This window comes from Xanthomonas sp. NCPPB 3761 (assembly GCF_041475705.2).
In the GTDB taxonomy this organism is placed as follows: Bacteria; Pseudomonadota; Gammaproteobacteria; order Xanthomonadales; family Xanthomonadaceae; genus Xanthomonas; species Xanthomonas phaseoli.
In genome coordinates, this window is record NZ_CM191262.1 from 2891461 (window position 1) to 2907322 (window position 15862).

Below are 15862 nucleotides of genomic sequence, written 5' to 3' on the forward strand. Positions count from 1 at the left end.
CTCCCCGAGCATCTGGCAAGGATCCCCCATGCCGTCCCGCCCCCTGCTGTGTGTCGACGACGAGTCCAGCAACCTGGCCACCCTGCGCCAGCTGCTGCGCGATGACTTCGCGCTGGTATTCGCCAAATCCGGCGCCGAAGCCCTGGATGCGGTGACACGCCACACGCCCAAGTTGATCCTGCTGGACGTCGAATTGCCGGACATGGACGGCTATGCGGTGGCGCGCGCGCTCAAGCAGCAACCATCCAGCAACGCCATTCCCATCCTGTTCGTGACCTCGCGCAACAGCGAACACGACGAACGCCTCGGGCTGGAAGCGGGCGCGGCCGATTACGTCAGCAAGCCCTACTCGCCTGCACTGCTCAAGGCACGCATCGGTACCCAGTTGAAGCTGGCCGAAAACGCACGTCTTGCCCAGCACTACCGCGAGGCGATCCATCTGCTCGGCACCGCCGGCCAGGGCCAGGACGCCGACACCGGCGCGCATATCTGGCGCATGGCAGTGTATGCGCGTGTCCTGGCCGAAGCGGTGGGCTGGTCGCCGCAACAGGCGCAGACCCTGCAGGACGCCGCCCCGTTGCACGATGCCGGCAAGATCGCGGTGCCCGGCAGCATCCTGCAAAAGCCCGATTCGCTGGACGAGCACGAACGCTCGGTGGTGCGTCAGCACCCGCAAGCCGGCCATGATCTGTTGCGCCACGGCCGCGGTCCGGTGTTTCAGCTGGCAGCGGAAATCGCGCTGCATCATCACGAATGCTGGGACGGCAGCGGCTATCCCCAAGGCTTGTCAGGCGAGGCGATTCCCGAATCGGCACGCATCGTGGCGGTGGCCGACGTCTTCGATGCGCTCTGCGGACGACGCGCCTACAAAGCGCCCTGGACGGTGGAAGACGCCCTGCGCAAGCTCGACAGCATGGCGGGCAAACAACTGGAACCGCGCTTGGTGCAGCACTTCCACGAAGCGTTGCCGCAGATTCTGCAGATCAAGGACGCTTGGGACAGACCTGCGGCTGAGCGCTGATTCGGGCAGCTAAGGCAACCGCCCATTGGCGATGTCAGCTGGGCTGTCTTCCGCCGTACCCTCACCCCAACCCCTCTCCCGCAGGAGAGGGGCTTTTCCAGGGGCGACCCCTGCCCGCGTAGGGAGAGGGGCTTTCCCAGCGGCGATCCCTCCGCGTGCCGCATCTTGATCCTTCTCCCTTCGGGAGAAGGTGGCGCGTAGCGCCGGATGAGGGTGCGGGCGCTCGGGGGCGACCACGTCAGGTTGGCTGTCTTCCGCCGCACCCTCACCCCAACCCCTCTCCTACAGGGAGAGGGGCTTTTCCAGGCTCGATCCCTGTCCGCGTATGGAGAGGGGCTTTCCCAGCGGCGATCCCTCCGCGTGCCGCATCTTGATTCTTCTCGCTCTGGGAGAAGGTGGCGCGTCGCGCCGGATGAGGGTGCGGGCAGCTCGGGGACCACCAGCCCACGCTGCATCGCTTCGCGCGTCCCACATCGCCATCGCGCGCTCACGTCACCGCCAGCCGCATTAGCTGCGTTCTTTTGCATCACGCCAACACCCGCCACCAAACCGCCGCTTCTGCATCCACAAGCACGCACTGTTACCCAGGTGCGCTTGAACCCCGCCCCTCACCAGCAGACAATGCCCATGTTGCGCCGCACAACACCGTGCGACGCGGGCCGACCCTGCTGCCGTCTGCGGCGCAGGCGGCGCGGCCCCGCAACCGAGAGTCCGATGTCCTCCAGCGTGTCCGAGGCTGGCGCTACGCCGCCGCCTTATCCCGATTACCGCATCATCTCGCTGATCCTGGCGTGCGCCATTTTCATGGAGCAGATGGATGCCACCGTGCTGGCCACCGCGCTGCCGACCCTGGCGCGCGATTTCGGCGTGGCGGCACCGGCCATGAGCATCGCGATGACCAGCTACCTGCTGGCGCTGGCGGTGCTGATCCCGGCCAGCGGCGCCATCGCCGACCGCTTCGGCCTGCGCCGCGTGTTCGGCGCCTCCATCTGGGTGTTCGTCGGTGGCTCGATCCTGTGTTCGCTGGCCGATAGCCTGCCCACCATGGTCGCCGCGCGCGTGCTGCAGGGCGCAGGCGGCGCCATGATGGCCCCGCTGGGCAGGCTGATCCTGCTACGCACGGTGGAGCGCCGCCACCTGGTGTCGGCCATGGCCTGGACGCTGGTGCCGGCCTTCATCGGCCCGATGCTGGGCCCCCCGTTGGGCGGCTTTTTCGTCTCGTACCTGGATTGGCGCTGGATCTTCTACATCAACGTGCCGATCGGTATCGCCGGCTTCCTGCTGGTGCGGCGTTTCATTCCGGAGATTCCCAGCGAATCGGCGCCAGCGCGTTTCGATCTGCGCGGCTTTCTGCTGTGCGGCACCGCACTGGGCTGCCTGCTGTTCGGCCTGGAAATGGTCAGCCAGCAAAACGGCATCGGCCAAGCCAGCTGGCTGCTGGCGATCGGCGGCAGCGCTGGGTTGGGATATCTGTGGCACGCGCGCCACCACCCCGCTCCGCTGCTGGATCTGAGCTTGTTGCGGATCGCCTCGTTCCGGTTGTCGGTGATCGGCGGCGCGCTGATGCGCATCACCCAGGGTGCGCAGCCGTTTCTGTTGCCGTTGCTGTTTCAGATCGGCTTTGGCATGAGCGCGGCGCATAGCGGCCGGTTGATCCTGGCCACTGCGCTCGGAGCCCTATTGATGCGCAGCATCACCCCGCAATTGCTGCGTCGTTTTGGCTATCGCAACAGCCTGATCGGCAACGGCGTCCTCGCCAGCCTGGGCTATATGGTGTGCGCATTCTTCCGCCCCGACTGGCCACCGGCAGTGATGTTCGGCCTGCTGCTGGGCTGCGGCGCCTTCATGTCGTTTCAATTCGCCGCCTACAACACCATCGCCTACGAGAACGTGCCGGCCGCGCGCATGAGCCGCGCCAGCAGCCTGTATACGACCTTGCAGCAGTTGATGCTCTCGGTCGGCGTGTGTGCCGGCGCGATGATCCTCAACCTGGCGATGCTGGCCGGCGGCCATGCAACGCCGCGTCAGAGCGATTTCTCGCTGGCGTTTTGCGTGGTCAGCCTGATCTCGCTCAGCGCCACCTGGTGGCATGTGCGTTTCGACAAGGATGCCGGGCGGGAAATGAGCGGGCACCGGGCGTAACGGGTCAGTTTTGATCGCCGACATCATCAGCGTCATCGACGGCATCGCCTTCCAGACCACCATCCTTGTGTTGAACGCTGCCTTGGAAGAGGGGCTGGCAGGCGTTCTGAGCCAGTGGCCGGCAGCTGCGTCTGGGCTGACATGGCTCGATGCGCCGAACAGGTCACCGCAGGAATGGAAACGGCGGCTGGCCAAGCGCCTCGGATAGCACGGCAGGCCGTCGGCAGCCAATCTCTCGCTCTGACTGCAGACCGCGGACGTACGCCTACAACAAGATGATCACATCCAGTCGCAGTGGCGCCAAGCTGCGCCAATCTCCTAAGTGGCAAGCCTGATCTGCGTCAGCACACTTGAAACCATTACGTGGCGAGAGGCTTAATACGGAAATTGGCTCGGCATCGGGGCTGGATATAATCTCGCACGACGTGTCGATGGCTCCATTTCCTCGATCGCGCATTCTCGCAGCGTCATCGACGCGTAGCGACCACTTGGTACTGGCCGCGATTGCCGTAGCGCGGCCCCTTCTTTTCCAGCTCCGCACATAATCTGCCTTCGCCGCACGGCACGAGATTGGCACGAGCAACACGATCGAGAAAAGCAATTTCCGCCCGGAGCTGGGCGGCTTCAGCCACAGCCTCCTTCGTGCTGTAGAGCGCGTAGCCTGCGACGACCAGACTGATGACACCCGCCGCCAGCAGCGCAATCGATGCGATCCACATGCGTCGCGTTGTCGTTGTTTCCAGGGAGTGCTGCGCGTGTGCGTAACGCTGGGTCGCCTGCTGGACCGTCTGCTCCGCAGTTGCCATCTTCTTGTTGAATCGCTCGACCGCCGGTTCCAGCGTCTGCGTCAGCGCCTGATTGCTCAATTGCGTTAGCCGGGGCAGCGCGTTTTCCACCACGCGAGTGACGCTCTGATCGGCGCTGTTGACCGCGCTCTGCAGAAGCTGCAGCTGCTCCCGGACGAGATCTTCCAATGCGTGCTCGCGCCGCTGCAGCGTCCCAATCATCACCGCCATGGCCTGTATCGATTCTTTGAGTGTGCGTTCTGCCCTGCTGGCATCGGGTAATGCGGAGGTGTTCTGCATATCCATAGTGTTCTCTCGATGATTCAACTTGCTGCACGTGTCCCGGCTATCCGCCCCCACCGCCGCCTCCACCTCCACCACCGCCGCCCCCACCACCGCCTCCGCCTCCGCCGTCTCCGCCACCACCTGGCGGACCGCCCTGCGGCCCCTGCATCGCCGGCCCGTTGGCGAACTGTGGCAGTGTCATCACCATCACTGGGCCACGGCTGGTCTGTACCTCTGTCGAGACGTACATGTTCAGTGCCTGGCGCGTACTCGCCTGTTCCTGCGCCTCCTGCATCGCCTGGGCATCCAGGAATTCATGCCCTTGTTTGGCAAGCGCCTGGCTGTAGGGGCTATTGGCGACCCGTTTCAAGGCCTGTTCGATCGCCAGTTCGTTCTTGCAATCGATGGCGTACAGCAATTCGTCCACATCCGGGTCGCCGGTGATGGTTTTACGCTGGGGCTGCGCCCGATCTTCCTGCTCGCCAGCGGCAAGAGGGTGTGGCGCGGTGTCTGCAGGCTGAGCGCGTGGTGGCCTCAGCCCAGAGGGACCATCCGGATCGTACCCTTCACGCAATTCCAACTCGGTAAATGGCCGCTCACCACGGTCCACGCGCGCCTGCCGCGCTGCTGCGACGCGGTCTTCTGTTTCGAGCTCCTGTTCGAGTTGGATACGCAGCTCACGCATGGAGCGCGCTATTTCCTCCCAGGAGTTTGGATCGGCGGGCACAGCGGCAGGAAGGTCGTGCTGATCTGCCAGGGACGCAGAAAGCGGCTCGCGCGCATCGGCTGTGTCCTCGGGTGTGTCGGCGGAACGGTCAGCGGTCGGCATTTCCGGCGATGGCCCTTTCGCCTGGGCGAGGTGTGCGGACACTGGCAACGCTGCAGTGGGTTCTGGTGCTTCCGGTACTTGAGCCTGTGGCGTGCGCGCCTGTTGATCGTCGCGGTGTTCTGCCGCCACCGGGGCGGCGAGCGATGGCGCGGAAGGCGCCGTTGCCGCCTGGACCAGGCGCGCGTCCGCTGGTTGCCCGAGCTGCTGCGCAGGTGCACCTTGCTGCGCATCCGGGGCTTGCGCCGTCATCGACCGTTGGTCTTGGTGCAGCTCCGCTACCTGCTGCTGATCTACCGGTGCTGTCTGCGTGATCGCCGCCGTCTGCTGGAGTTCCTGCGGACGCTCTTCTTGCGCGTGTTGGCTTTGTGGCCACTGCTGCACTACCTCGGAAGCATGTGCTTGCACAGGCGCTGCCAGCTGCTCCTGTGGCCGTTGGGCGGCGTCATCATGGGTAGACCGCTGCTCGGGCAGGCGCGGCGATGTGTCTTGCGCATGAAGCAACGACAGTTCGCGTGCGGCGGCTTCCTGTGCCAGCTCCTGCTCGCGTTGTGGAGCAGCATGGGCATGCAGCGGCTGTTGCTCGGCATGTTGCACATCCTGCGCTTGCAGGCGTTCCTGCTGGCTCTGCTGGGCGTCCTGCGCCTGGCGTGTTTCCTGCTCGCGCTGCTGCGTCTGCTGGGCCTGCTGCTGCGCTTGTTCGCGCTGCTCGGTGTCGTGCGCCTGCCGCTGAACGTGTTCGCGTTGCTGCGCGTCCTGCGCCTGACGTTGTTGCTGCTCAAGTTGTTGCGAATCTTGTTGGCGAAGCTCCTGCAATGCGTGCGCCTGCAATGCCTGAGCGTCCTGCGCCCGATCTTCGTGCGCGATTTGCTCCTGCAGCGTGTGCGCGCGTGCCTGCGCCAGCTGCTGTTCCTGCACTTGCTGGCTCTCCTGCTGCCGTTCCTGACGCTCCTGCGCAGCGCTGGCCGCCTGGGCCCGCGCCTGCACGTCGAGCGCATGCTGGTTGGAGGGGGCAGAAGACGAGGTGTCCGCATCTGCGGATCCGTCCGACGAGCGAGGCGCAGCGGCCAGCTGTTGCACTGGCACGCCCGTCTCCTGGTGTGCCCGCACCTCCTGCAGCGCCTGACGAATGTCCTCGGTGCTGGTGATCGCTGCAATGCGCTCCACACCGTCGGGGCCGCGCTGCAGATGCGCAATTGGGCTATCGGCGCCGAAGGTGCCACCAGGGCCACGCTGCAACTGCATCGCGCCGTCGCCCGCAAGTCCCTCTGACTCGCGGGTGCGTTGCGTCGCCAGCTCGATCGCTTCCCGCCATTGCGGCTGCAACTCGGTGCCGACAATGCGATAGCGGTAGAGCGTCTGCTCGCCCTGTATGTCTTGCGGAGACTGCCGGATGGCGGCAATGGCCTGCGCCTGTTCGGCCAGTGCCGGTTGCAGCATCGCGCGCGTGGTCTCCAATTCCAGCACGCGGTTGCCATCTGGTGGGGCGCCGTTGCTGGTCCACTGGCCTTCGATGTTGCGGTAATAGCGCTGGCCGTTCGAGGCGGTCAGCGCATCCGGGTCGGGCAGCGCCTGCTGGACCGCCGGCGACATCGGCAGGCCATCGGCCGCCCAACCGCTCCGGTGGTAAGCGAGTTCATAGCGCGCGGCGATGGCGCCGGGGCTGTTGGCGATGTTGCGGGCGATGGTGTCCTGCGCCTGCGCGTCGAGTTCGGCCGCGCGGGGCGGCAATGCGGTTTCCTGCACGTAGCTGCCGCGATCGTTGGCACCGGAGACCTCGGTCTTCACCAGGCGATGCCATTGCCCGTCTGCCGGGTCGCGCTTCCAGGCGGCAGGGCTCAGGCTGGGGCGGTCGGTGGCGTTGGCCGGTTGGCGATATGGATCCTGTGGAGTGGGCGCATCTTTGAGAGCAAGCGCGGCGGCAGCATTGGTGGCTTGGTAGTTGAGTTCACACGCCTTTTGATAGCTGGCGACGATAGGCGTTGCGGTGGGATTGTCCACGCCATCGGCAGTGGTGTCTGCCTTGCCGGCGCGTGCCCACGCGGTGCCGTTGAACGACCATTGCGTGCCATCGCGATCGGTCTGGGTATAGATGGCGCGGTTGTCGAGCAGATCAGCGGCCTTCTCGCCGGCCGCGGTCATGAAGTACGCATCGGCCGCGACCAACACCATCGGACCCGCGCCCGAGCTTCCCAGCGCGTAGGCAGTGGCGGTACCGCCGGCCCAGCCGCCGACGTTGCGGCCGGCAAAGTGCGCAAGCTCCGATTGCGCAGCGAGCGGGTTGTCCTGGCCAAGAAGCTGGGTGGCGCGTCGGCCGGTCATGACCGTGTCGGCGGCGGTGGCGAGCAGGCCGGCGGTGCGTAGCGCCTGGCCTGCGGATAAGTCGCCTGCCAACAGCTCGGCGGTGGTGAAGCCGCGTTGCGAGAGCGGTGTGTACGACGGATGCGATACGGCGCCTGCGCTTTGGCCGATGCTGCGCGCAGCACCGCCGATGTTCGCTGGCATGTCATCCAATACCTGCTGGACCAACGCCGCATTGGACTCGGATAACCTCACACGGCCGGCATCTTCGGCATGCGCGATGGCCATGCGAAATTCCTCGCGGCCGGCGATTTCTCGGGCAACGGCATCGGGCTCGCCTGGAACGCCGACCAGATTTTTGCCGGTCGTGCGTGCGGCATCGATCACCTTGGCGATGCCCTGCTCCGAACGGGTGATGGCGAACCATTCCGATTCGACAGCGCTCATCGAGCGTAGCGTCTTCAGCTGGTCAGCATGGGTGGTGAGGTATTGCTCATATTCGGAGAGCGTGCTGCGGTTTTGTGCGTTGGCCTCGGCCTTGGTCAAGCGATCCGGAGTGGTTGCGAACATATCGCCATTGATCAGGGCGACTTTGAGGGTGTCCTGCAGGTCGTGGACCTGGGCGGCGACGCGCTTCAATGCCGCAGCGTCATTGCGCATGGCGGCGCGACCATCTGGCGATTTACCGAGATCGTCAAGATAATCCACAACTCCCTTCGTGTAGGAACTGCGCGTGCGTCCTCGGTGGGGGGATGTTTCGAGCGCGTCGGCCAGCGTGCCATCTACCGGTAGATACAGGCGATTGGTCGATACGTCCTTTTCGATCAAGCCATGCTCGGCCAACTTCTTGAGCAAATCATGCTTTCGAAAGGTAGTATTTTCAATGACATGATGACTTTGAAGGATGACGTTACTGGACGGCATCTGCTTTTACTCCATCGAACGGTCAAAGGTTCATCGCTCAGCAGCCGAAAGTGTCTGTCAGCCAGACGCCGCGCGTCCTGGGTGATTTGCCAAATCCCTGCGCAATCAAGGTGTCGCGCAAGAACCGATCGCAAAAGGCATTTGCCGTATATGGTGTCATGAAGACATGTGCGGACCCGACCACGTCTTTCCTGAATGCTAACTCGGCGCCCCCCATAACACTGTAGTACTTGCCATTTGGATACCCGGTCAGCACCTTGACGGTGGATGCCTCCTCGTCGATGGCGTCGATAATCCGCACTACCTCGCAGAGATAGCGCGGTGCCCCGGGCGTACCGTCTTCCAATCGGAAGTCGCATAGCGCAAAGGCAAAGCCTTCCGGGTCCGCGGCTTCGAGTAGCTGCTTTAGCGGTTCGGAGACTAGCCAGTAACCTTTGAATCCACTATCAAGGTCATCCGGCATATCGCCGATGCGGCTGTCGTAGCGCAAGCGCGGGGTTCCCTTCAATGCAGCCAGGCCTGCATCCTCTCCGGGCAGACTGTCAGCAATCGGGAACGGTACCGCATCTTCGTTGTCGAACTCCACGCCATGCCCGCGACCACCGCCTCGCACGTCGGACCTGAGGATGTAGAACTCGCCTTTCCTCGGTTTATTCTGAGTAGACACGTATTTCTCCAAGATGATGTATCGATAAAGCGTAGCAAACTGTTTGCTTGCATCAGCGAACGGGACTACCTACAACACGCGCAATCGTCGCACCGCGACGCCTGCGGTTTTGGCAACCCGGCTTCCCTCCAGCACTGTGGGCTAATTCTGCGCATGCCGTTGCTCGGGCTGGGCGGGTTCTGCGCGCTCTTCGCTACTTGCCAATCCCAGCGCCGTACGTCCGGCTACACCGGGCACTCATACCGACCCATTAAGCAAGTATCAGATCGCCATTGATCAATGCCACCTTGATCGTCGCCTGCAGGTGTGTAACGGCTTCAGCCACACGTCGGCAAGCCAGCGGGTCGCCTTGCATGGCCGTCTGCCCGTCGGCCGACACTTCGATCCGTCGTAGTTCCCCAAGCATGCCTTCCACGTAGGACGGATGCGGATCATTGCAGTAGCAGGCGCACCCCAGCTCTTTCGCGAAGGCCTGATCATTGGGCAGGTAAAGCCCGTTGTCCGGAGTATCGATCGCGAATACGCCCTGCCCTTCAAGATAAATCAGCAATCGGCTTTGATCGCGTATCACGCAGTCGATGATGAGCTGCAGGGAAAACAAGGCATGGTCTTGCGTTGGTGACACGGTTCCGTCTCCCGAGCTATCCGTCATCCACTTTGCAAGTCATTAGCTATGGCGCAACGCTGAAAGATTCGCCAGGTCACGACAGAAAGGTTAACGCAAGCGATACTATCACCACCAGGCCTTGCCCCATTTGCCGCGGCGATGACAAGGATGGATTAAAACTGATGCGAGATATGCAGTTTTTGGCCGATATTCTTCGGCATCCACCAGTCTTCGCTACCTACGTCGCAGGCTACACACGATTGCTGGACGCCTGCTCACTTCACTTTGGCGTAGCCGCAAGACGCGCTTGCAACGCATAGAGCGATTCTTTTCCCGACTCAGCCAGCGCACGCGAGGCGTACAGCAGGCGATCGGTGAGCTCGCCACCCAGGCCAGGTTGACCCGCCTCGCGGGCCGCCTCACCGGCGTGCAGCATCTCCAACACGCCCTGCAGCCCGAGCAAGCAGTGATCGATATGCGCGCATTTGAGAGCCAGGCCAAATTGCATCGGCAGATCGGACCAATGAAGGCCGTTGGTAGCTTCCGCACCACGTGACTCGGATAGGCGACGGAAGAACACGTCCTCACGCTCATCACCATGATCGGCCACGGTATGGGCGGTCGGCTGCGAGGCGGTTGCAGTAGTGGCCGAATGGGCGGGATTGGTACGCGGCATGAAGATCTCCTTGGATGAGGGAGTCCGTCACCCCGCTTCCAAACAGGGTGGCGGACGGTGCGCGGTTGGAAGACCGGTCCAAGGGCCGGCGGGCCTTTCGGCCCCCACGCACCGCCCGCCATAAAGCTGACGAGCACGCCCCGCCCATCAATCAGCAAGCACAAAAAAAGCGCCTGCATCGACAGCGTGGGCGCTTGTGCGCCTTGGATTTCGGGCTTCCACACCCGGCTGCAAGATTTATCGCGGCTCAGAGAGTCTTCATTGCGGCAACCACGGGTGTCAAGTGCCGCAGTTGCATACAAAAAAAGCCGCGCTGAGGCGGCTTTTTTGTAGAAGCAGTGGCAACACGGCGCGCTGCGGTCGGCGTGGTGGCGAAACAGCGTCTCGCCACCACGGACACTGACGTTACACCCCGTGCGCAGCCAGTTGGCCCAACCGCTGCACTGCCACCGACACGGTCGGGTAGTCCAGGGTCTTCTGCTCGGCCACATCGGCGAGCATGGCCAGGGTGAAGCGCAGGCTGGAATCGTCGCGTGCCATCCAGTTGGCCACCTTGTACTCGGCACTACTGCCGGGCATGGTCAGCACCTGGCCTACCAATGCACGCTGATGCGCGGCCAGTTCGTCGCGCAGCACCCCACGCGCCACCGCATGCCAGCGGCCGTTGACCTCCAGCGCGTCGATCTGTTCGAACAGCCACGGCAGCCGCAGCGCTTCGCCCAGGCGGAAGTGCACCTTGGAAACGTCCACCGGCTTGAGCTTGCGCGTGCGTGCGGTTTCGATGATGTCGAAGGCCGGCTCCAGATAACGCAGCTCGGACAACTGCTGCGCCAATGCCGGGGTGAGGCCCTTGTCCTGCCACTCCTGCACGCTGGCTTCGTACTGCGGGCGCTGCGCATCCGACAGCACGCCCGACGCCACGCGGATGTCGTTGAACGGGCCGTGGTAACGCTCCACCGCTGCGGTGATGCCCGGCATCTGGCCCGGACGCAGCAGCAACCAGCGCACGAACGAGCGTTGCAGACGCCAGATCACTTCCAGCGCGTCGATCTGCACCGATTCGGGCACCTTGCCGTCCAGCGCGTCGATCTGTGTCCACAGCGCGCGCGCATCCAGCGTTTCGCGGCTGATGGTATAGGCCTTGGCGACCTCGCCGATGCTGCGACCGGTATCTTCCTGCATGCGCATCAGGAAGGTGGCGCCCATGCGGTTGATGGTGGTGTTGGTGACCGCGGTGGCGATGATCTCGCGCTTGAGGCGGTGACGCTCCATCGCATCGGCGTACTTCTTCTGCAACGGCTGCGGGAAGTAGCGCTGCAATTCCTTGGACAGGTACGGGTCTTCGGGAATGTCAGATTCCAGCAGCTGCTGGAACGCCACCAGCTTGGAATACGACAACAGCACCGACAGCTCCGGCCGGGTCAGGCCCTGGCCGCGCGCCTTGCGTGCCGACAGCTCGGCATCGGAGGGCAGGAACTCGATCTGCCGATCCAGCAGGCCCTGCAGTTCCAGCGTGCGGATGAAGTGCTGCTTGGAGCCGAGCCGCTTGACGCTCATGCGTTCCATCAGGCTGATCGCCTGGTTCTGCCGGTAGTTGTCCCACAGCACCAGGTCGGCCACTTCGTCGGTCATCGACGCCAGCAGCTTGTTGCGTGCGTCATAGGTCAGCTTCTTGGCCTGCACCATGTCGTTGAGCAGGATCTTGATGTTGACCTCGTGATCGGAGGTGTCCACGCCGGCCGAGTTGTCGATGAAGTCGGTGTTGAGCAGCACGCCGGCCTGCGCCGCTTCGATGCGGCCCAGCTGGGTCAGGCCCAGGTTGCCGCCCTCGCCCACCACCTTGCAGCGCAACTCGCCGCCATTGACGCGCAAGCCGTTATTGGCGCGGTCGCCGACATCGGCATGCGACTCGCTGGCCGCCTTGACGTAGGTGCCGATGCCGCCGTTCCAGAACAGGTCCACCGGGGCCTTGAGGATGGCGTTCATCAGTTCGTTCGGCGACAGCTGCTTGACGCTGGCGCCCAGGCCCAGCGCTTCACGCACCGGTGCACTGATGTCGATGGATTTGAGCGTACGCGGATAGATGCCGCCACCGGCGCTGATCAGCTTGGCGTCGTAGTCGGCCCAGCTGGAACGCGGCAGCTTGAACAGGCGGTCGCGCTCGCCGAAGGACAGCGCTGCATCCGGGTTCGGATCCAGGAAGATGTGCCGGTGGTCGAACGCGGCCAGCAGGCGGATGTGCCTTGAGAGCAGCATGCCGTTACCGAACACGTCGCCGGACATGTCGCCGATGCCGACCACGCTGAAGTCCTGGCTCTGGCAATCGCGACCCATCGCGCGGAAGTGGCGCTTGACCGATTCCCACGCGCCGCGCGCAGTGATGCCCATGCCCTTGTGGTCGTAACCGACCGAACCGCCGGAGGCGAACGCATCGCCGAGCCAGAAGCCGTGATCCAGCGCCAGGCCATTGGCGATATCGGAGAACGTGGCGGTGCCCTTGTCGGCCGCAACCACCAGGTACGGGTCGTCCTGGTCGTGGCGCACCACTTGCGGCGGCGGCACGATCTTGCCACCGACGATGTTGTCGGTGATGTCGAGCAGGCCCTGGATGAACAGCTTGTAGCAGGCGATGCCTTCTGCCTGGATCGCGTCGCGATCGCCGCCGACCGGCGAGCGCTTGACGTAGAACCCGCCCTTGGCGCCGACCGGCACGATCACGGTGTTCTTGACCATCTGCGCCTTGACCAGGCCCAGCACCTCGGTGCGGAAATCCTCGCGCCGGTCAGACCAGCGAAGGCCGCCACGCGCCACTGCGCCAAAGCGCAGGTGCACGCCTTCCACGCGCGGGCCGTAGACGAAAATTTCGCGATATGGACGCGGTTTGGGCAGGTCCGGCACGCGCGACGAATCCAGCTTGAAGCTGATGCAGTGGGGGTGCTTGCCGTTCTTGTCGGTCTGGTAATAGTTGGTGCGCAAGGTTGCATCGATCACATCGATGAAGCTGCGCAGGATGCGGTCTTCGTCCAGGCTGGAAACGCGATCCATCAACTTCAGCAAGGTGGCGCGGGTGGCGTCCTGCTGCGCGTCGCGATCGCCACCGCGCGCTTCCAACACGGCGTCCAGCGCCTTGAGCGTGGCCTCGTCGCCGCCTGCCAGCGCAGACAGCTCTTCGCGCAGGCGCTCCTGGCCGGCGAAGATCTGTGCCTTGGTTTCGCTACCGGTGGACGGATCGAAGCGCGCTTCGAACAGTTCCACCAGCAAGCGCGCCAGCAGCGGATAGCGGGTAAAGGTGGCTTCGACGTAGGCTTGCGAGAACGGCACTGCCGTCTGCAGCAGGTACTTGCAGTAGCCGCGCAGCAATGCCACCTGGCGCCAATGCAGGCCGGCCGCCAGGATCAGGCGATTGAAGCCGTCGTTTTCGGCATCGCCGTTCCAGATGCGCTCGAACGCTTCGCCGAAGCTGGCATCGGCGTGTGCGGCATTGATCTTGCCGGAGGTCGATTCGACCTCGAAATCCTGGATGTAGACCGGCGTGTCGCCGACCTGCAGCCGATACGGCCGCTCGGAAATCACCCGCAGGCCCATGTTTTCCATCATCGGCATCGCATCGGACAGCGGAATGTCGTCGAGCTGGCGGTACAGCTTCAGGCGCAGGCCTTCGCCAGCATCCAGACGCATGCCATCCTCGCGACGGATTTCCTGCAGGCTCAGATGCAGATCGTCCGGGCCATCCAGCGAGGCGAGGTGCTCGACGTCGGAGACCGCCGATTCGATCGAGGAATCTTCGATATAGCCGGCCGGCAGTGCACGACCGAAATTGGCCGCCATGCGCAGGCCATTGGCCTCGCCATGCCGCGCGACCAATGCTTCGCGCAGGGCATCGCGCCAGTTGCGCAGCAGGTGCGCCAGACGCGATTCGAGTTCGGTGGTGTTGAACTCCAGCGCCTCGCCGCTCTTGGGACGCACGATCAGGTGCAGCTGCGCCAGTGGCGATTCGCCCAGCACCACGCTGGAGTCGATGTATTCGCCGTGCAACGCGTCCTTCAACAAGGCTTCGATGCGCAGGCGCACATCGGTGTTGAAGCGTTCGCGCGGGATGTACACCAGCGCCGAGATGAAACGCCCGTACTTGTCGCGACGCAGGAACAGGCGGCTACGCACGCGCTCCTGCAAGCCGAGTATGCCCATCGCGGTGCGGTACAGCTCTTCTTCGTTGGACTGGAACAGCTCCTCGCGTGGCAGCGTTTCCAGGATGTGGCGCAAGGCCTTGCCGCTATGGCTGCTCGGGGTCAGCCCCGACTTGCTCATCACGTATTCGTGGCGCTGACGCACCAGCGGAATTTCCCACGGCCGGCGGTTGTAGGCGCTGGAAGTGAACAGTCCCAGGAAGCGCTGCTCGCCGACGATGCGGCCCTTGGCGTCGAATTCCAGGATGCCGATGTAATCCATGTAACCGACCCGGTGCACGCGCGAACGGGCATTGGTCTTGGTCAGGATCAACGCATCCTTGAGCTTGGACGAGGCATTCAGCCCATGCGCGGCCAGCGTGGTGACCGGACGCGCCGGCGAGGTGTCGCGCCCGCGCAGCAGGCCCAGGCCGGTCTCTTCCAGCGGCGCCAGCACGTCCTGGCCATCCTGCTTCTCCACCCGATACTCGCGGTAGCCGAAGAAGGTGAAGTGGTCGGCCGCGGCCCAGCGCAGGAACTCCTGCGCCTCGTGCCGGTTGATGTCGTCGATCGGCAAACGACGCGTCGCCAGATCGTCGGCCAGCATGACCATGCGCTCGCGCATCGCCGACCAGTCCTGCACGATGGCGCGCACCTCGGCCAGCACCTTGCGCACTGCCGCTTCCAGCTTGGGCATTTCTTCCGGCGGCTGGCGGTCGATCTCCAGAACCATCAGCGATTCGCTCTTGCCCTCGCCCACTGCGGTGAGCTTGCCGGACTTGTCGCGCGCGATGCGCAGCACCGGGTGGCCCAGCACGTGCACGCCGATGCCCAGGTCGGCCAGGGTCATGCTGACCGAATCCACCAGGAACGGCATGTCGTCGTTGACGATCTGCAGCAGGGTATGCGGCGACTCGTAACCGTGGCTCTTCAAGGTCGGGTTGAACACCCGTACGTTGACCGTGCCGGCCTTGCGCGCGCGCGCGAACTCCAGCATGTCCGATGCCAGCGCCGCCCACTGCTCCGGCGGATGGTTCGGGAATTCGTCTTCCTCCATGCGCCGGTAGAAGTCGGCGGCGAACGCCTGGACTTCGGCCTGACGGGCGGCCGGGTAGCGCTTGCGCAACGCGGCAAACACCGGCTCGAGGGTAACCGCCTGCGGTTCGGTGGCAAGCACGGGGACGGCACGTTCGGCGACCGGTTTGACCGACGTCGTGGACGATTTCGAAGCGGCTTTCTTGGCTGTCATGAGTAGAGCTGGAATGCTCGGTGGAAAACCTGAATTGTACCGGGGCGCGGTGACGACGCCTTGCTGCATAGCGCAAATGTGCCGGCTGCGATGGCTCCTGGCGGCATGCAAAAGCGCTACATCAATGTAGGACGAGGACGCAGTGGCGGGAGGCGGGGCCGGACCGCCACAACCGGCAAAGTCCTGGCGAATGCTTGGCACACAAGGCGTTGC

At 64.0% G+C, this 15862-nt stretch carries 8 protein-coding genes and 1 pseudogene; 3 read left to right on the forward strand and 6 right to left on the reverse strand.

The features are described 5' to 3' along the window. Nucleotides 1–28 precede the first annotated feature (28 nt). The 3 genes and pseudogenes from ACCQ00_RS12625 to ACCQ00_RS12635 all read left to right on the forward strand — a co-directional run. Entirely contained in the window at nucleotides 29–1021 is a 993-nt protein-coding gene (locus ACCQ00_RS12625; RefSeq protein WP_039568986.1) for an HD-GYP domain-containing protein, read from the forward strand. Between the two features lie 714 nt (nucleotides 1022–1735). Then, nucleotides 1736–3163: a DHA2 family efflux MFS transporter permease subunit gene (locus ACCQ00_RS12630; protein WP_039568987.1), complete on the forward strand. Its 1428-nt coding sequence runs from the start codon at nucleotides 1736–1738 to the stop codon at nucleotides 3161–3163. A 13-nt stretch (nucleotides 3164–3176) separates the two neighbouring features. Next, a pseudogene (locus ACCQ00_RS12635) lies at nucleotides 3177–3266 on the forward strand (methyl-accepting chemotaxis protein); the annotation flags it as partial. Nucleotides 3267–3630: 364 nt separating this feature from the next. Here the strand turns inward: ACCQ00_RS12635 and ACCQ00_RS12640 are convergent. The 6 genes from ACCQ00_RS12640 to ACCQ00_RS12665 form a co-directional block, all read right to left on the reverse strand. After that, nucleotides 3631–4254, reverse strand: a complete 624-nt coding sequence (locus ACCQ00_RS12640; RefSeq protein ID WP_039568991.1) for a hypothetical protein — start codon at nucleotides 4252–4254, stop codon at nucleotides 3631–3633. Nucleotides 4255–4294: 40 nt separating this feature from the next. Then, the gene (locus tag ACCQ00_RS12645) at nucleotides 4295–7999 is read right to left on the reverse strand and encodes a hypothetical protein (RefSeq protein WP_099770614.1); all 3705 of its coding nucleotides are present in this window, start codon (nucleotides 7997–7999) and stop codon (nucleotides 4295–4297) included. A gap of 322 nt (nucleotides 8000–8321) precedes the next feature. Then, a complete protein-coding gene (locus ACCQ00_RS12650) occupies nucleotides 8322–8951 on the reverse strand; it encodes an imm11 family protein (protein WP_039573444.1) in 630 nt (209 codons plus the stop codon). Nucleotides 8952–9201: 250 nt separating this feature from the next. Further along, on the reverse strand, nucleotides 9202–9603 hold the full coding sequence (locus ACCQ00_RS12655) for a hypothetical protein (RefSeq protein WP_039573420.1): 402 nt from the start codon (nucleotides 9601–9603) through the stop codon (nucleotides 9202–9204). Between the two features lie 235 nt (nucleotides 9604–9838). Next, nucleotides 9839–10138: a hypothetical protein gene (locus ACCQ00_RS12660; RefSeq protein ID WP_039573447.1), complete on the reverse strand. Its 300-nt coding sequence runs from the start codon at nucleotides 10136–10138 to the stop codon at nucleotides 9839–9841. 501 nt (nucleotides 10139–10639) lie between these two features. Further along, nucleotides 10640–15649 carry an NAD-glutamate dehydrogenase gene (locus tag ACCQ00_RS12665; protein ID WP_039573422.1) on the reverse strand — a complete coding sequence of 1670 codons (5010 nt, stop codon included), beginning with the start codon at nucleotides 15647–15649 and terminating at the stop codon, nucleotides 10640–10642. Nucleotides 15650–15862: the final 213 nt, after the last annotated feature.